General features: G+C 63.1%; 16 protein-coding genes and 1 pseudogene. 12 read left to right on the top strand and 5 right to left on the bottom strand.

Annotated features, from left to right (window positions below; translation table 11 throughout):
- Nucleotides 1-47 precede the first annotated feature (47 nt).
- On the top strand, nucleotides 48-1640 hold the full coding sequence (locus QEN71_RS15275) for an aspartate-alanine antiporter-like transporter (RefSeq protein WP_201648660.1): 1593 nt from the start codon (nucleotides 48-50) through the stop codon (nucleotides 1638-1640).
- A 268-nt stretch (nucleotides 1641-1908) separates the two neighbouring features.
- Nucleotides 1909-3846, top strand: a complete 1938-nt coding sequence (locus tag QEN71_RS15270; protein ID WP_201648661.1) for a putative bifunctional diguanylate cyclase/phosphodiesterase — start codon at nucleotides 1909-1911, stop codon at nucleotides 3844-3846.
- A 6-nt stretch (nucleotides 3847-3852) separates the two neighbouring features.
- Here the strand turns inward: QEN71_RS15270 and QEN71_RS15265 are convergent, their stop codons facing one another.
- Nucleotides 3853-4311 carry an Lrp/AsnC family transcriptional regulator gene (locus tag QEN71_RS15265; RefSeq protein ID WP_007745325.1) on the bottom strand — a complete coding sequence of 153 codons (459 nt, stop codon included), beginning with the start codon at nucleotides 4309-4311 and terminating at the stop codon, nucleotides 3853-3855.
- A gap of 259 nt (nucleotides 4312-4570) precedes the next feature.
- Between QEN71_RS15265 and QEN71_RS15260 the strand changes: the two genes are divergently transcribed.
- A complete protein-coding gene (locus QEN71_RS15260) occupies nucleotides 4571-5644 on the top strand; it encodes a Leu/Phe/Val dehydrogenase (RefSeq protein ID WP_201648662.1) in 1074 nt (357 codons plus the stop codon).
- Nucleotides 5645-5723: 79 nt separating this feature from the next.
- Here the strand turns inward: QEN71_RS15260 and QEN71_RS15255 are convergent, their stop codons facing one another.
- The gene (locus QEN71_RS15255) at nucleotides 5724-6596 is read right to left on the bottom strand and encodes a sulfurtransferase (protein WP_201648663.1); all 873 of its coding nucleotides are present in this window, start codon (nucleotides 6594-6596) and stop codon (nucleotides 5724-5726) included.
- Nucleotides 6597-6763: 167 nt separating this feature from the next.
- On the opposite strand from QEN71_RS15255, the pseudogene QEN71_RS15250 reads away from it, so the two are divergent.
- Nucleotides 6764-8033, top strand: a pseudogene (locus QEN71_RS15250) (IS4 family transposase).
- Between the two features lie 56 nt (nucleotides 8034-8089).
- On the opposite strand, the gene QEN71_RS15245 reads toward QEN71_RS15250, so the two are convergent.
- A complete protein-coding gene (locus QEN71_RS15245; protein ID WP_201651245.1) occupies nucleotides 8090-9196 on the bottom strand; it encodes an aromatic ring-hydroxylating oxygenase subunit alpha in 1107 nt (368 codons plus the stop codon).
- 286 nt (nucleotides 9197-9482) lie between these two features.
- On the opposite strand from QEN71_RS15245, the gene QEN71_RS15240 reads away from it, so the two are divergent.
- The 4 genes from QEN71_RS15240 (at nucleotide 9483) to folE2 (ending at nucleotide 13638) form a co-directional block, all read left to right on the top strand.
- A complete protein-coding gene (locus QEN71_RS15240) occupies nucleotides 9483-9800 on the top strand; it encodes an exodeoxyribonuclease VII small subunit (protein WP_201651244.1) in 318 nt (105 codons plus the stop codon).
- Nucleotides 9797-10690 (top strand): polyprenyl synthetase family protein, encoded by an 894-nt coding sequence (locus QEN71_RS15235; RefSeq protein ID WP_201651243.1) that lies wholly within the window; start codon nucleotides 9797-9799, stop codon nucleotides 10688-10690. The genes QEN71_RS15240 and QEN71_RS15235 overlap by 4 nt, the downstream gene beginning before the upstream one ends.
- 93 nt (nucleotides 10691-10783) lie before the next feature.
- A complete protein-coding gene (dxs, locus tag QEN71_RS15230) occupies nucleotides 10784-12682 on the top strand; it encodes a 1-deoxy-D-xylulose-5-phosphate synthase (protein WP_201651242.1) in 1899 nt (632 codons plus the stop codon).
- Nucleotides 12683-12831: 149 nt separating this feature from the next.
- Nucleotides 12832-13638 carry a GTP cyclohydrolase FolE2 gene (folE2, locus tag QEN71_RS15225; RefSeq protein WP_201651241.1) on the top strand — a complete coding sequence of 269 codons (807 nt, stop codon included), beginning with the start codon at nucleotides 12832-12834 and terminating at the stop codon, nucleotides 13636-13638.
- Nucleotides 13639-13843: 205 nt separating this feature from the next.
- On the opposite strand, the gene QEN71_RS15220 is transcribed toward folE2, so the two are convergent.
- Complete coding sequence (locus QEN71_RS15220; RefSeq protein ID WP_201651240.1) at nucleotides 13844-14002, bottom strand: hypothetical protein; 159 nt, start codon at nucleotides 14000-14002, stop codon at nucleotides 13844-13846.
- Nucleotides 14003-14318: 316 nt separating this feature from the next.
- Nucleotides 14319-15344: a tRNA (adenosine(37)-N6)-threonylcarbamoyltransferase complex transferase subunit TsaD gene (tsaD, locus tag QEN71_RS15215; protein WP_201651239.1), complete on the bottom strand. Its 1026-nt coding sequence runs from the start codon at nucleotides 15342-15344 to the stop codon at nucleotides 14319-14321.
- Nucleotides 15345-15458: 114 nt separating this feature from the next.
- On the opposite strand from tsaD, the gene QEN71_RS15210 reads away from it, so the two are divergent.
- The 4 genes from QEN71_RS15210 (at nucleotide 15459) to dnaG (ending at nucleotide 19666) form a co-directional block, all read left to right on the top strand.
- Entirely contained in the window at nucleotides 15459-16676 is a 1218-nt protein-coding gene (locus QEN71_RS15210; protein WP_201651238.1) for a BaiN/RdsA family NAD(P)/FAD-dependent oxidoreductase, read from the top strand.
- 109 nt (nucleotides 16677-16785) lie between these two features.
- On the top strand, nucleotides 16786-16998 hold the full coding sequence (gene rpsU, locus QEN71_RS15205; protein WP_012403240.1) for a 30S ribosomal protein S21: 213 nt from the start codon (nucleotides 16786-16788) through the stop codon (nucleotides 16996-16998).
- Between the two features lie 237 nt (nucleotides 16999-17235).
- The gene (locus QEN71_RS15200; RefSeq protein WP_201651237.1) at nucleotides 17236-17682 is read left to right on the top strand and encodes a GatB/YqeY domain-containing protein; all 447 of its coding nucleotides are present in this window, start codon (nucleotides 17236-17238) and stop codon (nucleotides 17680-17682) included.
- A 103-nt stretch (nucleotides 17683-17785) separates the two neighbouring features.
- A complete protein-coding gene (gene dnaG / locus QEN71_RS15195; protein WP_201651236.1) occupies nucleotides 17786-19666 on the top strand; it encodes a DNA primase in 1881 nt (626 codons plus the stop codon).
- Nucleotides 19667-19668: the final 2 nt, after the last annotated feature.

Below are 19668 nucleotides of genomic sequence, written 5' to 3'. Positions count from 1 at the left end.
TTCGTTAGCTAACGGCAAGCGCTTTGCTTGCGACAGGTGGAACGAATATGGATGCAGTCCGGACGTTGCTCGAAACGCAGCCGTTGCTCACCTTGTTTCTCACCGTCGCGGTGGGCTATGTGATCGGCGAATGCAGCATCAAAGGCGTGGCGCTCGGCTCGGGCGCAGTGCTGTTCGTCGGGCTCGCGATCGGCGGCTTTGCGCCGAAGTCCGCGCCGCCTGCGTTGCTCGGCACGCTCGGGCTGCTGCTGTTTCTGTACGGCATCGGCGTGCAATACGGCGGGCAGTTTTTCGCCGGACTGTCGAGCATGGATGGACTCAAGGCGAATGCCGCTGCTGTGCTCGGCGTGCTCGGTGCGGGTTTCGTGTCGCTCGCGCTCGGGCCGCTGTTCGGCGTGAAGCTCGATCAGGCGCTGGGCCTGTTCGCTGGCGCGGGCACGAGCACGGCGAGTCTGCAGGCGGTGCTTGCCGTGCTCAAAGGCGAGGGCGCGGCAGTCGGCTATAGCGTCGCGTATCCGTTCGGCGTCGCCGGGCCGATCCTGTTTCTCTATCTGCTGAACGTCGCGCTCGCGAGCCGGATCGAAGCGCCGCCCGCGCACATCATCGAAACGGCTGAGATCGCGCTGCGTAATCAGGCGTTCGTCGGTCTTACGTTTCCCGAACTGAAGGCGCGCCTGCCCGCGAGTCTCGGCATCGTCGCCGTGCGCCGCGCGCATCACAACCAGTTGCCCGCCGACGATTTCGTCATGCAGACCGACGACGTTCTGCTCGCGACGGCGATGGATCGCGACGAACTCCGCAAGGCCGCCGAGCTGCTCGGCGAATTGCAGCCCGGACGCATGATGCGGTTTCGCGAAGACCTCGACTATCTGCGCGTGTTTGCGTCGAGCCGCATCGTGGTCGGCCGTGCGCTGAGCGATATTGGCTTTCCTGAAGGCATGGTGTGCACGATCGCGCACGTGCGTCGCGGCGACGCCGACATGCTGCCGAGCCCCGATCTCATTCTCGAATTCGGCGACCGTGTCGGCCTGCTGATCGGTCCGGGGCAACGCGAAGCCGTGCGAAAGCTGTTCGGCGATTCGATCAAGGGCACGGCTGAACTGAGCTATATCTCGATCGGCGTGGGCGCGGCACTCGGCCTGCTGGTCGGCCTGATTCCGCTGCCGATTCCGGGCGTCGGCAAGCTCTCGCTCGGTCTTGCGGCGCTGCTGCTGGTCGCGCTCTATCTCGGGAAAATGCGGCGTTTCGGCGGGCTCGTCTGGACCATGCCGCTGTCGGCGAATCTGGTGTTGCGCAATTTCGGCCTGACGGTTTTTCTCGCGCAGGTCGGGCTGTCTTCGGGCCCGAAGTTCTTCGCGACGATCGGGCTCACTGGCATCTCGTTCCTGCTGTACGGCGCGGCGATTCTGATCGCGCTCGTGTGCATCACGGCGGCGTGCTGCCTGTGGCTTTTCCGCTTGCCGTTCGATGCCACCGTCGGCGTGATCAGCGGCGCGACGGGTAATCCCGCGATTCTCGCTTTCGCGAACCGCATCGCGCCGACCGATCGCCCCGACGTCGGCTACGCGATGATCTTTCCGTCGATGACGATCGTGAAGATTCTGTTCGTCGAGATTGCTGCCGTTGTCGTCGGCGGATAGTGCTATTGATCTGACGAATACGAATCGTCGTCGCGTTTCGCGCGATGCATGACGCATGTGTATCGCGCAAGCGTCTGTCGCATTGCGGAGACATTGCGGCGCGCGTTCGCGCATGAATATCTGGCGCGGCAATCCGTCTCGTATCATCAAGTTCGCCGCGAAACTGCCGTAAAAAAGCAGGAGCGCGACAGACGTCGCCGCCTTTCGCAGCCAGAACTATCGACGGGCGGTGCCTCCGGACTTGCCGACCCTTTTACGCCGCCGAGCCATGATTCGCCCGCAGGATCCCGCATCGTTTCGTACTGATCCGGCCGAACAGGCCGCGCTCTCGCGCTCGCAGTTCGACGCGTTTTCGCGGCAATTGCCGTTGCTGTACGTGATCCTCGTGATCAACAGCATCGCGGTCGCCGTCACGCACGCGGACATCGCGCCCGCGTGGCTCGCCATCTGGCTGCCCGCGGCGATGTGCTCGGCGTGCGCCGTGCGACTCGTCGTGTGGGTGCGGCGCAGACAACACCTCGCGTCGCTGACGGACGAAGAAGTCGCATCGCGGCTCAAGACCACGGTCTGGCTGATCGCGCTGCTGGGCGTAATCTTCACGGGCTGGGGATTGCTGCTCTTTCCGTATGGCGACCCGTACGCGCGCGCGCACGTCGCCTTCTACATGTCGATTACGGTGATTGGCTGCATCTTCTGCCTGATGCACATGCGCAAGGCCGCGTTGCTGCTGACGGCCGTCGTGATCGTGCCGTTCTCGCTATTCTTTTCGTTGACGCACAACGCGGTGCTCGTCGCGATTGCGATCAACATGCTGCTCGTCGCTGTCGCGATGATCTTCGTTCTGCTCACCTACTATCGCGACTTCGCGACGCTCGTTGCCTCGAAGCACGCATTGCAGGCGAAGCAGTCGGAGCTGCAACGCCTGAGCGACGAAAACTCGCGTCTCGCCAATCTCGACAATCTGACCGGGCTGCCGAACCGCCGGCGTTTTCTCGCCGATCTCGACGCGCTTTTTCAAACATCGGAGGCTGAAGGCAGGCGCTTTGCCGTCGGCGTGATCGATCTCGACGGCTTCAAACAGGTCAACGATCTGTACGGCCACGGCGCGGGCGACCGCGTGCTCGAAGAAGTGGGGCGGCGGCTGCTCGAAATGTCGGGACCGCGCATCCGGTTGGCGCGTCTGGGTGGCGACGAGTTCGGTCTGCTCGTGACGGACGTGCGCGAGCCGCAGGATCTTCGTGCGATCGGCGCGGCGATCTGCGAGACGCTTCGCGCGCCGTATGCGTGGCCCGGCGCGACGGCGCGGCTGTCGGGCTCGCTCGGTTTTGCGATTTATCCGGATGCGGGTCTGTCGCCGGCGCAACTGTTCGAGCGCGCGGATTACGCGTTGTACTTCGCCAAGGAACATCGGCGCGGCGGCACAACGATTTTCTCGTCGGAACATGAGAAGCAGATCCGCGAGCTTGGACAGATCGAACAGGCGCTGCGGCAGGCGGACCTGGAGCGCGAAATGACGCTGCATTTTCAGCCGATCGTCGATGTGGTCCGCGAGCGGATCGTGTCGTACGAAGCGCTCGCGCGATGGGACAGTCCGACGCTGGGTGCCGTGCCGCCGTCGCTGTTCATCAAGGTCGCCGAACGCAGCGATTTCATTCACACGGTGACGGTCGCGCTGCTGCGCAAGGTGCTCGCAACGATGCGCGAATGCGATCCGGCTGTGCGCGTTGCGTTCAATCTGTCGGCGCGCGATATCGGTTCGGCCGACGCGGTCGCGAATATCACGGCGATCGTCCGCGAAAGTGGCGTCGAGCCAAAGCGCCTGACGTTCGAAGTGACGGAGACGGCCGTCATCCAGGATTTCGAGCAGGCGTCCGCTTCGCTCGAGGCCTTCAAACGGCTCGGCGCGCATATCTCGCTCGACGATTTCGGCACTGGCTATTCGAGCCTCACGTGCATTCATCGGCTGCCGCTGGACAAGATCAAGATCGACCGCGGCTTTCTCGATCGCATCGACGACGATCCGGCGGCGCAGGACATCGTACGCAGCATTGTCGAGCTGTGCCGTTCGCTCGAATTGACCTGCGTGGCGGAAGGCGTGCAGACGGAAGCGCAGGCGAACGTGCTGCGCGGACTCGGCTGCACGGCGATGCAAGGGTTTTACTTCGGCAAGCCGAGGCTTTTCGACGAGCAGCCGCTCACGGCGTGAACGCCTTCAAGGTTCGACGGATACCGAGCGTTTGAGGCAGCGCAGCGCGAAGATCGAGCGGCTGTCCTGAAAGCCGGGCAGGCGATACAGCTTGCGTCGCAAGAACGACTCGTAGCCTTCCGTGCCGGCGACGGCGACCTTGATCAGATAGTCGTATTCCCCCGACACCAGAAACGCCTCGACGACCTCGGGCAGATCGGCGAGCGCTTCGCCGAAGCGGTCGAGCGTCCGTTCGTCGTGCTTCGCGAGCTTCACCTCGATGATCACCGTATCCGGCAGGCCGAGCGCCTTCTGATTCAGCAGCGCCGCGTATCCTTCGATCACCCCCGCTTCTTCGAGCGCGCGCACGCGGTTCCAGCACGGCGTCGCCGACAGGCCGACGCGTTCGGCCAGCTTCGCGTTCGACAGACGTCCGTCGTTGCGCAGTTCGCGCAAGATCCGCTGATCGGTGGCGTCCAGTTTCATGCAGTCTCCGTTGCAGACGATTCGTCTTTTGATGTAGCGATTTGATGGTCGATTATTCTGCCATGACGACCGTATTGCCAGATTAACAGAACGAAAATCCAGATTTGGCCACATACACTTTTGCTACAGGGTGCCGCGCGCGTGCGGCGGCACCGAACCTTCAGCCGTGTGCATTCGCGACCCGGATGACATGCGGCCAGCTTGCGCGAAGCGATCGCTTCGCGCGGACTCAACTGCCTGCCCACAAGGAAGGAACGAGATGGACCGACTGACGACAAATTTCGCTGGAACGCTTTTCGGGCTTCACGGCGAACCGGCCCACGAACGCATTGTCGTGGCGAGCGACGCCGACTCCGGCCTGCAAGCCGTGATCGCCGTGTACAGCACGGCGCGCGGCCCGGCGTTCGGCGGCTGCCGCTACTGGCAGTACGCATCGGAGTACGAGGCGTATCACGATGCGCTGCGTCTGTCGCAAGGGATGGCCTTCAAGAATGCGCTCGCCGGTCTGCCGTTCGGCGGCGGCAAGGCGGTGATCCTGAAGCGTCCGGAGCAGATGGATCGCGTGGCGCTGTTCAAGGCGTTCGGCCGGCTCGTGCAGTCACTCGGCGGCGTCTATCTGACGGCCGAAGACGTCGGCACGACCGCCGACGACATGCGCGCCGTGCAGAGCGAAACGCCGTACGTGAGCGGCATTCCGCGCGATAACGATGTGTATGGCGGCAACCCGTCGCCGCGCACGGCTTATGGCGTGTTCGTCGGCCTGAAGGCGGCGGTGCAGGTCGCGCTCGGCCGCGACTCGCTCGACGGTATCTCTGTGGCCGTACAGGGCCTGGGCTCGGTGGGTTGGGATCTGTGCGAGAGACTGCATCGCGCGGGCGCGGAGCTGATCGTGTCGGATATCGACGCAGGCAAGACGGAGCGCGCGCAGCAGATGTTCGGCGCGCAGGTCGCGGATATCGCACGCATCGCATCCGTGAATGCCGACGTGTTCGCGCCGTGCGCGCTAGGCGGCTCGATCACGGAAACCGTCGCGGCGAACTGCCAGTTCAAGGTGATCGCGGGCGGGGCGAACAATCAGCTGATGTCGCTGGCCGAGGGCGACATGCTGCATCGGCGCGGCATCTTCTACGCGCCGGATTTTCTCGTGAACGCGGGCGGGATTATCAGCTGCGTGCGCGAATACCTGGGTTCGGCCGACAAGCAGGCCGTGCTCGACGAGGTCGCGCAGATCGGACCGCGAGTGTTCGAACTCGCTGAACGCGTGAAGGTGACGGGTGTTGCGCCGGGACGCGCAGCCGTTGTCTGGGCGCGGGAGATGATGCAGCGCGTTTGATGGTTTGTGCTAGTTGCTTCTGCTTTTGCGCGGCGCGGGCATTCGCGTGATGCCCGTGCCGCGCAAGCGCTACTACGTATTACGGATTGGCGCCCGTTGCCACTGGCCGCGCCGTGTCCGAACTCCATTCGCTCCAGGATCCCGGATACAACGCCGCGCCATGCATGCCGGCGATCTCCATCGCGAGCGCATTGTGGCAAGCAGTCACGCCCGAGCCGCATTGCAGGACGACGTGCTCGGCCGACACGCCCGCGGGAATCACCGCGTTGAACTCGTCGCGCAGCGTGTGAGCAGACTTGAAGCGGCCGTCCGCGGTCAGGTTGTCCTTGAAGAAGCGGTTGCGCGCGCCGGGAATATGCCCGCCGACGCGATCCAGCGTCTCGTTCTCGCCGCGATAGCGATCGGCCGCACGCGCGTCGATTACCACGCGCTCTTTGGTGCCGATGTTGCGCTCGACAGCCTGTGCATCGACGGTCACGGCAAGCGGAGCGCCTGCCTTGAAGTCGCCCGCCGCCGTGGGCGGCGCGTCTTGCGTCAACGGCTGTCCGGCCGCTTCCCAGGCCTGCAGGCCGCCGTCGAGCAGCGCGACGGAATCGTGACCCAGCCAGCGCAGCAGCCACCACAAACGCGCGGCGTACATGCCACCTTGCGCGTCATACGCGACAACCTGCTGGCCTTGCTTGAGACCGAGCGCGACGAGCCGGTTGATCAGCGTCTGCCGGTCCGGCAACGGATGACGTCCGTTGCTGCCCGTCTTCGCGCCGGACAGATCGCGGTCGAGATGAAAGTAATGTGCTTGCGGCAGATGACCGGCCGCATAGGCTTTCTCGCCCGCTTCAGTGTCGACGAGGTCGAAACGGCAATCGGCGATGAACACGCTGCCGGGTGCGGCGGCGAGACGTTCGGCGAGATTGCCTGCGGAGATCAGCGTGGTGTAGTGAGTGTGTGGCATGACGGCTCCTGAGAGACTGGCTTCGGCTGCGCCGAACGATATCTCTAGTCTAAACAAAAAAGACGGGCCGAAGCCCTAATGCCGTTCAGTTAAGCGACTGAACGGCATTTTTATTGGTAGCTCGAATTGGTTGTAAACGCGGCGTGGCGATGTTAACTTTCATCGCCATGCTGGTCGATGATTTGCGCCTCCTTGTTGAATCACAGCCGCCGCTCGATTGGGACCGGCTAGGCCAGCATCTGCCGTACAAATGGATCGAGTATGCGGTGCAGGCCAGTGGCAGTGCCAGCGTGCGTCGGCGTCGGCTACCCGCACAGCAGGTCGTGTGGCTAGTGATTGCGCTGGCGTTGTATCGGCACCAGTCGATCAGCGAGGTCGTCGATGAACTGGACCTTGCGCTACCCGCACCCGATGCGTCATTTGTCAGCAAGAGCGCCATCGCCCAGGCGCGGCAGCGTATCGGCGCCGCCCCCCTGGCGTGGCTGTTTCATGAATCGGCCCGGAACTGGATCGCGCAGGATCAGGCGAAGTACCTGTTCAAGGGATTCTCGCTATTCGCGATGGATGGCACGACGCTGCGAACCACCGACAGTGTCGCCAACCGCAGGCATTTCGGCGCCTCGGCTGCCGCTCACGGTCGGGTGGGCAGCTATCCCCAACTGCGCGCGGTCACGCTCACCGCCCTGGCGACGCATCTGGTGTGTGATGCCGGGTTCGGCCCTTACGATATCAATGAGATGATCTGGGCGCGTGAGCTCATCCCTCGTGTGCCAGACAACTCCATTACCGTTTTTGATAAGGGGTTCCTGTCGGCCCAGATCCTGTGCAATCTGGGTCGTGAGCGGGTGCGACGGTGACCAGATCGTGCGCATGCGTGTGTCGCCGCAGGCCCGCACGAAATGCCCCGAGCTGCCCGAATTCTGGCAGGCGCGCGCCGTGCTGGCCGTCGATGCACGTGGCCGGCAACGGACATTGCTCACGTCCCTGACTGATCGAAGGCGTTTCAAGGCGGCTGACATTGTGTCGTGCTACGAGCGTCGCTGGCAGATCGAGACCAGCTACCATGAACTGAAGCAGTCGATGCTGGGCATGGAACTGACCCTTCGCAGCCAGACCGTACAAGGTGTCTATCAGGAGTTCTGGGGGGCTCTGATCGCCTATAACCTGATTCGCCTGGAGATGGCCAGGGCGGCACTCGACGCCCGGCACGCACCCGACGAGCTGAGCTTCATCCGCGCGTTTCGCACCATTCAGTACGAAATGACGTGGGCGGCCGTGACGCGCTCGTACGGCAAACTGCCAGCGCTGCTCAGGCGCCTGCGCGAGCGGCTCAAGCAACTTCCCAACGACAAACGGCCCGGGCGCAGTTGCGCTCGGGCCGTCAAATCCAGACCGTTTCGCTATACCGTTCGGTTCCTCAAAAGAGACCTTAACTGAACGGCATTAGGGCCGAAGCCCGTCTTTCCTCGTTCTTAGCCGTTTGGCCAGGTGCGTCAGATCGTGCCGAGTTCGCGACGCAGGAACTCGTGAAAGTGCTGCATGCCGTCTTCCATCGGACTCTGGTACGGGCCGACCTGCGATTCGCCACGGTCCAGCAGCGCGCGTCGACCGGCGTCCATACGCTCGGCGATCTCGTCGTCTTCACGTGCCGTTTCCATGTAGGCGGCGCGCTCGGCCTCGACGAAGTCGCGCTCGAACAGCGCGATTTCTTCAGGGTAATAGAACTCGACGACATTGGTCGTCTGTTGCGGGCCGCGCGGAATCAGCCACGACACGACGAGCACATGCGGATACCACTCGATCATGATGCCCGGGTAGTACACCATCCAGATCGCGCCGAACTCGGGCATCTTGCCTTCGCGGTAGCGCAGCACTTCGTCGTGCCACTTGCGATACGTCGGGCTGCCCGGACGCGCGAGCTCGTTGTGCACGCCGACCGTCTGCACGCTGTACCAGTCGCCGAACTCCCACTTCAGGTCGTCGCAATTGACGAAGCTGCCGAGGCCCGGATGGAACGGCACGACGTGGTAGTCCTCCAGATAGACCTCGATGAAGGTCTTCCAGTTGTAGTTGCACTCGTGTACTTCGACGTGATCGAACATGTAGTCCGAGAAGTCGAAGTGTTTCGCCGTTCCGAGGCGCGCCAGATCTTTCGCGACGTCGCGTCCCTGCGATTCGAACAGCAGACCGTTCCAGCTTTGCAGCTGCGTGGCGCCGAGATTCAGGCAAGGGTTGTCGGCGAAATGCGGCGCGCCGAGCAACTGGCCGTTCAGGTCGTAGGTCCAGCGGTGCAGAGGACAGACGATGTTCTCCGTCTGCCCGCGTCCGTTCAGCATGATCGCCTGACGATGGCGGCACACGTTCGACAGCAATTCGATCTGCGACTGCTGGTTGCGAACGAGCACGCGCCCCTCACGTTCGCTGGGCAAGGCGAAATAGTTACCCGCTTCGGGAACCATGAGTTCGTGCCCGACGTAGCGAGGACCTTTCTTGAAAAGGGTTTCGAGTTCGCGCTGGTGAAGCGCCTGGTCAAAGTAAGCCGTGACTGGCAGCTGGCTGTGAATAGCCTTGAGCTGCAATGCATTGCTCAGATTGGACATTCCCACTCCCGATGAAGACGTGAAAGCAGTGAACAACCCAACCATCGAAGATTCGATTTAGGGAGCCCGCGATTATACCTGTTTCCCCCTCCTTGGGGCGACTAAGTGCCTGATTTGGGTTAAAAATGTCGCGGAAGTTCGCGATTTCGACGTGCAAACGTTAGATTTTTTTCTATCGTCCGAAGTGTTGCGCAAGCGTCGCGCCAGTACCCCCTGGTGCGCTTACAGGTCGGAAATGTTCCTTTTGCCGTAGAATGTCCGACTTGTTTTAATTTTGCGACGATTCATGGCGAAAACGGCTTCCACCGATACGGCTGGTTTGTCCCCCACCAGCGCGGAAGGTTCCGACAACACACCGCTGCCCGAGAGCTACGAGGCGGCGCTGGCGGAACTGGAAGGGCTCGTCGGGCGCATGGAGGGCGGCAGCCTCAATCTGGAAGAGTCGCTGGCGGCTTACCGGCGCGGCGCCGTGCTCGTGGCGTTCTGCCAGCAACAGCTCGAGAAAGTGGAGCAGCAGGTGCGTGTCCTTGATGGCGAGACGCTCAAGCCGCTTCCCGTGAACACTGCAGGTACAACCGCTGGCGACAGCGGAGACGATCTATGACCTTCGAACAATGGATGCGCTCGGTGCTGGACCGGGTAGAGAGCGCACTCGAACAATACTTGCCGGCCGAATCGATCGAGCCTGCAAAGCTGCATGAAGCGATGCGTTACGCCGTGCTGGGCGGCGGCAAGCGGGTTCGCCCGTTGCTGTGCCACGCTGCGGGCGAACTGACGGGCGCGAAGGCCGAATGCCTCGACGCGGCGTCGGCGGCGCTGGAGATGATCCACGTCTATTCGCTCGTGCACGACGACATGCCCTGCATGGACGATGACGATCTGCGCCGCGGCAAGCCCACGGTACACGTCAAATATGACGAAGCGACGGCGCTGCTGGTCGGCGACGCGCTGCAATCGCAGGCTTTCGTTGCGCTGACATCGGATGTGTTCTCGCCCGTGCAGCAGGCCGCGCTGGTGCGCGAACTGGCGCTGGCGAGCGGCTCGATCGGCATGGCGGGCGGCCAGGCGATCGATCTGGCGAGCGTCGGTCATTCGCTGACGCGTCCGCAGCTCGAAACGATGCACCGTCTGAAGACGGGCGCGCTGCTGCGCGCGGCCGTGCGCATGGGCGCGCTGACGGGCCAATTGGACAACGGTGGGCCGGATACGAAGGCGCTCGAAGCGCTGGACGCCTATTCTGCTGCCGTGGGCCTCGCATTTCAGGTCGTCGACGACATTCTCGACGTCACGACCGATTCCGCGACGCTCGGCAAAACGGCTGGAAAGGACGCGAAGGACGGCAAGCCGACCTACGTGTCGATTATCGGGCTCGACGCTTCGCGCACGCTGGCTGCGCAACTGCGCAGCGATGCGCACGATGCCCTCGCACCCTTCGGCGCCCGCGCGCAGCGGCTCGCCGAGCTGGCTGACCTCGTGGTGAACCGGGTCAGCTGATGTAGTAACGCGAAAGCCCGCCGCCCGCACAAGACTCTTCGGGTGTGCGCGAATGAAGTGCGGGCGCGTAAGTTTTCCTACAATGGAACGACGATGTACGACTTGCTGAAAACCATTGACGACCCCGCGGACCTGCGCCGCCTTGATCGCCGCCAGTTGCAACCGCTTGCAGACGAGTTGCGTGCCTTCGTGCTCGACAGCGTGTCGCAGACGGGCGGCCACCTGTCGTCCAACCTCGGCACGGTCGAACTGACGATCGCGCTGCACTATGTGTTCGAAACGCCGCGCGACCGCATCGTCTGGGACGTGGGTCACCAGACCTATCCTCACAAGATTCTGACGGGCCGCCGCGACCAGATGTCGACGCTGCGCCAGCTCGGCGGCATCTCGGGCTTTCCTAAACGCGACGAATCGCCGTACGACACGTTCGGCACCGCGCATTCGAGCACGTCGATTTCGGCGGCGCTCGGCATGGCGATCGGCAGCAAGCTGCGCGGCGACGACCGCTTCGCGATCGCCGTGATCGGCGACGGCGCGATGACGGCGGGCATGGCCTTCGAGGCGATGAACAACGCCGGCGTCGAAGACGACGTGCCGCTACTGGTCATCCTCAACGACAACGACATGTCGATTTCGCCGCCCGTTGGCGCGCTGAATCGCCATCTCGCGCGCCTGATGTCGGGCCGCTTCTACGCGGCGGCGCGCGCAGGCGTCGAACGCGTGCTGCGCCATGCGCCGCCCGTGCTCGACCTCGCGCGCAAGCTCGAAGAACACGCGAAGGGCATGATCGTGCCGGCTACGTTGTTCGAAGAGTTTGGCTTCAACTACATCGGACCGATCGACGGCCACGATCTCGACTCGCTGATTCCGACGCTGCAGAACATCAAGGAACTGCGCGGTCCGCAATTCCTGCACGTCGTGACGAAGAAGGGCCAGGGCTACAAGCTGGCCGAAGCCGATCCCGTTCTGTACCACGGTCCGGGCAAGTTCAACCCCGCCGAAGGCATCAAGCCGTCGACGACGCCTGCCAAGAAGACCTACACGCAAGTGTTCGGCGAATGGCTGTGCGACGCGGCCGAGCTGGATTCGCGCGTGGTCGGCATCACGCCGGCGATGCGCGAAGGCTCGGGCATGGTCGAGTTCGAAAAGCGCTTCCCGGATCGCTATTACGACGTCGGCATCGCCGAGCAGCACGCGGTGACGTTCGCGGGCGGCCTCGCGACGGAAGGCATGAAGCCGGTGGTCGCGATCTACTCGACGTTCCTGCAACGCGGGTATGACCAGCTGATCCACGACGTCGCGTTGCAGAATCTGCCCGTTGTGTTCGCAATCGATCGCGCGGGTCTCGTCGGCGCGGACGGCGCGACGCATGCCGGCGCCTACGATCTCGCGTTCATGCGCTGCATCCCGAACATGACGATCATGGCGGCGTCGGACGAAAACGAATGTCGCCAGATGCTGTACACGGCACTGCAGCAGCCGAACCCGACGGCCGTGCGTTATCCGCGCGGCGCGGGCACGGGTGTCGCGACCGTCAAGCAGATGGCTGCACTGCCGCTCGGCAAGGGCGAAATTCGCCGCCAGTCGACGCAGCCTGCCGGCAAGCGCATCGCGATTCTCGCGTTCGGCACGATGGTCGCGCCGTCGCTCGCGGCGGCGGAGCAACTGGACGCAACGGTCGCCAACATGCGTTTCGTGAAGCCGATCGACGCCGATCTGGTGCGCGAACTGGCCGAAACGCACGACGCGATCGTCACGATCGAAGAAGGCTGCGTGATGGGCGGCGCCGGTTCGGCGTGCGTGGAAGCCATGATGGAGAGTGGGGTTATCCGACCCGTACTACAATTGGGCCTTCCCGATCGCTTCATCGATCACGGAGATCCCGCCAAGCTGCTGGCGTCGTGCGGTCTGGACGCTGTGGGCATCGCGAAGTCCATCCGTGAGCGATTTGTGGAGCACGCAAGCGGCAAGTCGGTGAAACGCGTCGCTTAAGATTGAGCGGGCCGCCCGGAACGGAACAGCGGCTCGCGGCATCTACTCCAATATGAATCGGCGGGTCGCGTACCCGTCGGGCTCCGCCGGCGCAAGCCGGCGGTTGTCATTTTGCGCGTCGATTCGCGCTGCAAGTTGAGGATAAGAACATGAACCAGATGAACCCCGCCTTCGTGATGCCCGACGTGCAGAGCACGCTCGACACTCGCCAGATTCCGATTCAGCGGGTCGGCGTGAAGGCGGTGCGTCATCCGTTGACGGTTCGCACGCCGGACGGCAACGTGCAGCCGACCGTCGGCACGTGGAATCTCGACGTCCATCTGCCCGCCGAAGTGAAGGGCACGCATATGTCGCGCTTCGTGGCGCTGCTCGAGGAGAACAAGGCGCCGCTGGATTCGTCGGTGTTCCGCGCGATGCTCGCGTCGATGCTGGAGAAGCTCGAAGCGTCGGCGGGCCGCATCGAAGTGTCGTTCCCGTATTTCGTCAACAAGACGGCGCCTGTGTCGGGCGTGCAGAGTCTGCTGGACTACGAAGTGACGTTGATGGCCGATTCACGCGACGGCGCGACGCGGTTGTTTCTGAAGGTGCTGGTGCCTGTGACGAGCCTGTGCCCGTGCTCGAAGAAGATCTCGCAATATGGCGCGCACAATCAGCGTTCGCATGTGACGATCAAAGCCGAGTTGATCGACGACGTGCCTGTCGAGGATCTGATTCGTATCGCCGAGGAAGAGGCTTCTTGCGAGCTGTGGGGTCTGCTCAAGCGGCCCGATGAGAAGTTCGTGACTGAGCGCGCTTATGAGAATCCTAAATTTGTTGAAGACCTGGTGCGCGATGTTGCGCAGCGGTTGAATTCCGATCAGCGGATCGTTGCTTATGTGCTCGAAGCTGAGAACTTCGAGTCTATTCATAATCACAGTGCTTATGCTGTGGTTGAGCGCGATAAGCGCTCGGTTTAAGTTTTTTTTCGCTGGCATCCGCGTTTTGTTATCGGTCTGCTAGCGTCGCCCCTGTGCGGGGCGGCACCTACTTTTCTTTGCAGCGGCAAAGAAAAGTAGGCAAAAGAAAGCCGCTCACACCGCTAATTCTTGTATTCGCCCAGGGGCTCTCAACGTCTCCGTCCTTCGTGCGGCAATACACTTTTTCGTGCCCGTTGCCAGCGTGCTAACTGCACGCCTCACCCGCTTCGAATGCCCGCGTCACGAATTGCGTTACCAGAAAGTCCACGGCCGCCCAGGTGGCAAACGGTGTGTAGGCCGTCGCGACGGAAATGCACCACTCCGGACTGAAAAGCGGATCGGTGTCGTAGAAGCGCCAACGCATGCGGTGCGCCAACCGACACACAGTTTGCCACCTGGGCGGCGCAGACGAGTCGCTGCCGCTGGCTGTTTTACGAGCGATTGAAGTGGGTGATGCGCCTGTTAAAGACGCTGGCAACGCGCATGAAAAAGTGCGATGCCGCGTGGAGTGCGGGACCCGTTGAGGGCCCGCAGGTAAACACAAGAATTGGCGGTGTGAGCGGCTTTCTTTTGCCTACTTTTCTTTGCCGCTGCAAAGAAAAGTAGGTGCCGCCCCGCACAGGGGCGACGCTAGCAAACCGACATGAAATCGCGGACGCCACCGCAAAGCAAAAAAACCGTCACTCACAAAGTGACGCCAAGTCCCATCGAGGCTTAACGGTAAAAGCATAATCACTAACAGCCTGCGCGGGCCAGCGCTTCAACCTCAACGCACCGGCGAGAGCAATCATCGCCCCATTATCCGTACACAGCGACAGATCCGGATAATGCACATCAAACCCGCGCTTCTTCGCGGCAGAAGACAAAGCCTCCCGCAACTGCCGGTTGGCACCAACACCACCCGCCACCACGAGCCGCTTGAGCTTCGTTTTCTTCAAAGCCGCCAACGACTTGGCGGCCAGCACCTCGACGGCTGCATCGACGAAACCCCGCGCGAGATCCGCCTTGGCCTGCTCGCAGACATTGCTGCCCATCTTCTTCATCTGCGTCAGCACAGCCGTCTTCAGCCCGCTGAAACTGAAATCGAGGTCGCCGGAATGCAGCATGGGACGCGGCAGCACGACGGCGCCCGGCGTGCCGAATTCCGCCATCCGCGATACTTCCGGCCCGCCCGGATACCCAAGCCCGAGCAGCTTGGCGGTTTTATCGAAGGCCTCGCCCGCGGCATCATCGAGCGTTTCGCCCAGCGTCTCGTAGACGCCGACATCCGTCACGCGCATCAACTGCGTATGTCCGCCCGACACGAGCAGCGCGACGAACGGAAACGGCGGCGGCGCGTCGACCAGCAGCGGCGACAGCAAATGCCCTTCCAGATGATGAATGCCGATGGTCGGCTTGTCCCACGCCATCGCCAGCGAATTGGCGATGCTCGCGCCCACCAGCAACGCGCCCGCGAGCCCCGGACCCTGCGTGTACGCGATCGCGTCGATGTCGCCGCGCTTGCAGTCCGAACGCTCCAGCACTTCTTCGAGCAGCGGCAGCGCGCGCCGGATATGGTCGCGCGACGCCAGTTCGGGCACGACACCGCCGTACTCGCGATGCATCGCGATCTGCGAATGCAGCGCGTGCGCAAGCAGGCCGCGTTCCGTGTCGTAGAGCGCGAGGCCAGTTTCGTCGCAAGAACTTTCTATGCCGAGAACGAGCATGATTTCGACCGCCGATCGGGTGCCTGAAATGCCGCCCGAAACATCAAAAAGGAACCTGAAAGTATAGCAGCGCGGGCAAAGCGCCGCCGGACGCGCCGGTTACAATGCTGCCCCATGGAATCCTTCGATATCGCCGTAATCGGCGCGGGCGCGGCGGGCATGATGTGCGCAGCGGTGGCGGGGCAGCTCGGCCGCCGCGTCGTGCTGATCGACCACGCGCAGCGGCTCGCCGAGAAAATCCGCATCTCGGGCGGCGGCCGCTGCAACTTCACGAATCTGTACGCCGGTCCCGCCAACTATCTGTCGGCGAATCCGCATTTCTGCCGTTCCGCGCTGGCGCGCTACACGCCGCGCGATTTCATGGCGCTGCTCAAGCAGTATCGCGTGACGTGGCACGAGAAGCACAAAGGCCAGCTGTTCTGCGACCAGTCGAGCGACGCCGTCATCGACGTGCTCAAGAGCGAGTGCGACGCCGGCAACATCGCGTGGCGTCGGCCGCTCGCCGTCGAACAGGTGCGCCACGCCGACTCCGACGGCTTCGTGCTCGATACCCACGCCGGGCCGATCCGCGCACGCGCGCTCGTGATCGCGACGGGCGGGCTGTCCATTCCCAAGATCGGTGCGACCGATTTCGGCTACCGCGTCGCCAAACAGTTCGGCCACAAACTGATCGACACGCGCCCCGCGCTCGTGCCGCTCACCTTCGCCGCCGCCGACTGGCAGCCGTTCTCGGAGCTGTCGGGCGTATCGCTGGAAGTGCATCTGGCGACGGGCGCGAAGAAGACGGGCGGCGAGTTCGTCGAGGATCTGCTGCTGACGCATCGCGGGCTGTCGGGCCCCGGCGTGCTGCAGATTTCGAGCTACTGGCAGCCGGGCGAGCCCGTGCACATCAATCTGCTGCCCGAGCGGGACGCCATCGACGCGCTGCTGGAGGCGAAGAGCACGACGAAGCGCCAGATCGGCAGCCTGCTCGCCGAATGGGTGCCGACGCGCCTCGCGCACGTCTGGCTGCAGACGCATGGCGTGCCCGCCGACGCGCGTCTCGCCGATCTTCCCGACAAGGCACTGCGCCGCGTCGGCGAGGCGCTGTCGCGCTGGACGCTCACGCCGAACGGCACCGAGGGCTACAAGAAGGCCGAGGTGACGCGCGGCGGTGTCGATACGCGCGAGCTGTCGTCGGCGACGATGATGAGCGCCCGCGTGCCGGGCCTCTATTTCATCGGCGAGGCCGTCGATGTGACGGGCTGGCTGGGCGGCTACAACTTCCAGTGGGCGTGGGCGTCGGGCGTCGCGGCGGGGCAGGCGGCGGCGGAATTCGCGGGTGCCGCGTAGCCGTGCGCGGAGGGCCGCACAGCCTTGTATTCAGGGCTTGACAGTGTCATACGATTGTGCGAAACAGCTGCTATACTTTCCAATCTTTGCCACGCTCCGTTATTGAAAGATGACGACTATCCGCGTAAAAGAAAACGAGCCTTTTGAAGTCGCGATGCGCCGCTTCAAGCGCACGATTGAAAAGAACGGGTTGCTGACCGAACTCCGTGCGCGCGAGTTTTACGAGAAGCCGACATCCGAGCGAAAACGAAAGAAGGCAGCGGCGGTAAAGCGGCATTTCAAGCGTCTGCGCAGCCAGCAACTGCCCAAGAAGTTTTACTGATTCAACGTGAAGTCGTGGCTCTCGCACACTGTTTCCAGCGAAAGCGGCGGCTCACACAAGGTGACGGCGCGGGAGCTGGCCGGCGCTTGCGGTAATCGGCTCCGTAAGGCCGCATCCAGATGCACGGTTCATCGCGTATTTGGCACTAACCCGCTTGAGGAATCATCCCAAGCGGGTTTTTGCGCTCTGCACCGCGTCTTCACCCGTTTTTCAAACCTCCATGCATTCAGGTGAACGATGAGTCTCAAGGTCCGAATCAACGACGATATGAAAGCAGCGATGCGCGCACGCGAAACCGAGCGTCTCGGCACGATCCGTCTGCTGCTCGCTGCCATCAAGCAGCGTGAAGTCGACGATCGCGTGGAACTGGACGACGCCGCCGTCACGGCTGTCGTCGACAAGATGATCAAGCAGCGCAAGGATTCGATCGCCCAGTTCGAAACGGCTGGCCGCACGGATCTCGTCGACAAGGAAAAAGCCGAGCTCGACGTGCTGAGCGCGTACATGCCCGAGCAGCTGTCGGACGCGGAAATCGCCGCCGAAGTGCAGGCGGCCGTCGCGCAAGTCGGCGCCGCCGGCCCGCAGGACATGGGCAAGGTAATGGGCGTGCTCAAGCCGAAACTCGCCGGCAAGGCCGACATGACGGCCGTGTCCGCGCAGGTCAAGGCCGCGCTGTCGAAGTAAGCCGGTTATCGCCATTCGCCGTGCGCGCGCCCGTTCCGGCGTCGCGCATGGCCGGGTGCGGTCCGCACCCATGCCTCATCCCTTATAAGGCCGCGTCTGCACTGTGATTCCGCATTCCTTCCTGCAAGACCTGCTGAACCGCGTCGATATCGTCGACGTGGTCGGCAAGTACGTGCAGCTGAAAAAGGGCGGCGCGAACTTCATGGGACTCTGCCCGTTTCACAACGAAAAGAGCCCTTCGTTCACCGTTAGTCCGACTAAGCAGTTCTATCATTGTTTCGGCTGTGGCGCGCACGGCACGGCCATCGGCTTTCTGATGGAGCACGCGGGGCTGTCGTTCCCCGAAGCCGTCAACGACCTGGCGCAATCCGTGGGTCTGACCGTGCCGCAGGAACCTTCGCCGATGCGTGGCGGCGTTTCGGGCGGCGCGGGCGGCGAAGGCTACGCGCCGGCCGTATCGAAAGCCGTGACGACGGCGCTGTCCGACGTCATGCTGACGGCCAGCGATTTCTACAAGGCGCAGTTGCGCGGCGCGCCGAACGCGATCCAGTACCTGAAAAAGCGCGGGCTCACGGGCGAAATCGCGAAACGCTTCGGCTTGGGTTACGCGCCCGACGGCTGGCAGAATCTCGAAGTCGCATTCCCCAACTATCGGGACGATGCGCTCGTCGAATCGGGCCTCGTGATCGTCAGCGAGAAGTCCGACGCTCAGGGTCAGAACCGCCGCTACGACCGCTTCCGCGAGCGCGTCATGTTCCCCATCCGCAACGTGAAGGGCCAGGTGATCGGCTTTGGCGGACGCGTGCTGGACGGTGGCGAGCCCAAGTATTTGAATTCGCCCGAAACGCCTTTATTTAACAAAGGCAGCGAACTGTACGGCCTGTTCGAGGCGCGGCTCGCGATTCGCGAGCAGAAGTACGTGCTGGTCGTCGAAGGGTATATGGACGTGGTGGCGCTGGCGCAGTTGGGCTTCGAGAACGCGGTCGCGACGCTCGGCACCGCCTGCACGCCGATTCATGTGCAGAAACTGATGCGGCAGACGGATACCGTGGTGTTCAGCTTCGACGGCGACTCGGCGGGCCGGCGTGCGGCGCGCCGCGCGCTCGATGCCTGTCTGCCGCATGCCGCCGACAACCGCACTATCCGCTTCCTGTTCCTGCCGGCCGAACACGATCCCGACAGCTACGTCCGCGAATTCGGCACGCAAGCGTTTGCGGAACAGGTGCGCCGCGCGATGCCGCTGTCGCAGTTCCTGCTGAATGAAGTGCTGGCCGGCAAGGAACTCGATCAGCCGGAAGGCCGCGCCCGCGCGCTGTTCGACGCGAAGCCGCTGCTGCAGATGCTGCCCGCCAACGCGTTGCGCGCGCAGATCATGCATATGTTCGCTGACCGGCTCGACGTGCCGTTCGAGGAAGTCGCGGCGCTATGCGAAGTCGATGCGCGGATCGCCGCTGTAGCACGCAACGCGCCTGCCCGCAAAGATCGGCGCAGCGTCACGGGTCTGGAGCAGCGGGCGCTGCGCAATCTGGTCATGCACCCGCGCATCGTCGCTGTGCTGGACGAGGAAGAAGAGAAGGCGCTGCTGGCCGTCACGCGACACAGCGAGCTGTTCGAGGAAGTGACGACGCATGCCCGCGGGCTCGGCGACACGGCCGAATTCCAGTTGCTGTCGGACCTGTTGCGAAACGGGGCGAATGCCCCCACCTTCGAGGAAATCTTCCGGGAAATTCTGGACTATGATGAAAACGTCCGGGATCTGCTGTTGAAGAATCCCGAAGACGCCACAGTTGTTGAAGAGCGCCGCGAACACGAGCGCCTCGCCGGGGAAGAATTGAAAGCAGCCATTCTGAAGATGCGCTATGACGCATATAGCGAGCGGCTGACTCAACTCTCTCGCCAGTCGAGCCTCACTCCGGAGGAGCTCAGGGAGTATCAGGAACTGGACAGGACGCGTGCCGACATGAAGCGTCAGCGCGGGCAGTGAAC

This window comes from Paraburkholderia sabiae, from assembly GCF_030412785.1.
In the GTDB taxonomy this organism is placed as follows: domain Bacteria; phylum Pseudomonadota; class Gammaproteobacteria; order Burkholderiales; family Burkholderiaceae; genus Paraburkholderia; species Paraburkholderia sabiae.
This window is presented reverse-complemented; position numbering and strand designations above follow the sequence as displayed.

Bases quoted from the DNA above. Each gene is read 5' to 3' on its own strand.
- QEN71_RS15275 (WP_201648660.1), top strand. From the start codon at position 48: ATGGATGCAGTCCGGACGTTGCTCGAAACGCAGCCGTTGCTCACCTTG.
- QEN71_RS15270 (WP_201648661.1), top strand. From the start codon at position 1,909: ATGATTCGCCCGCAGGATCCCGCATCGTTTCGTACTGATCCGGCCGAA.
- QEN71_RS15265 (WP_007745325.1), bottom strand. From the start codon at position 4,311: ATGAAACTGGACGCCACCGATCAGCGGATCTTGCGCGAACTGCGCAAC.
- QEN71_RS15260 (WP_201648662.1), top strand. From the start codon at position 4,571: ATGGACCGACTGACGACAAATTTCGCTGGAACGCTTTTCGGGCTTCAC.
- QEN71_RS15255 (WP_201648663.1), bottom strand. From the start codon at position 6,596: ATGCCACACACTCACTACACCACGCTGATCTCCGCAGGCAATCTCGCC.
- QEN71_RS15245 (WP_201651245.1), bottom strand. From the start codon at position 9,196: ATGTCCAATCTGAGCAATGCATTGCAGCTCAAGGCTATTCACAGCCAG.
- QEN71_RS15240 (WP_201651244.1), top strand. From the start codon at position 9,483: ATGGCGAAAACGGCTTCCACCGATACGGCTGGTTTGTCCCCCACCAGC.
- QEN71_RS15235 (WP_201651243.1), top strand. From the start codon at position 9,797: ATGACCTTCGAACAATGGATGCGCTCGGTGCTGGACCGGGTAGAGAGC.
- dxs (WP_201651242.1), top strand. From the start codon at position 10,784: ATGTACGACTTGCTGAAAACCATTGACGACCCCGCGGACCTGCGCCGC.
- folE2 (WP_201651241.1), top strand. From the start codon at position 12,832: ATGAACCAGATGAACCCCGCCTTCGTGATGCCCGACGTGCAGAGCACG.
- QEN71_RS15220 (WP_201651240.1), bottom strand. From the start codon at position 14,002: ATGCGTTGGCGCTTCTACGACACCGATCCGCTTTTCAGTCCGGAGTGG.
- tsaD (WP_201651239.1), bottom strand. From the start codon at position 15,344: ATGCTCGTTCTCGGCATAGAAAGTTCTTGCGACGAAACTGGCCTCGCG.
- QEN71_RS15210 (WP_201651238.1), top strand. From the start codon at position 15,459: ATGGAATCCTTCGATATCGCCGTAATCGGCGCGGGCGCGGCGGGCATG.
- rpsU (WP_012403240.1), top strand. From the start codon at position 16,786: ATGACGACTATCCGCGTAAAAGAAAACGAGCCTTTTGAAGTCGCGATG.
- QEN71_RS15200 (WP_201651237.1), top strand. From the start codon at position 17,236: ATGAGTCTCAAGGTCCGAATCAACGACGATATGAAAGCAGCGATGCGC.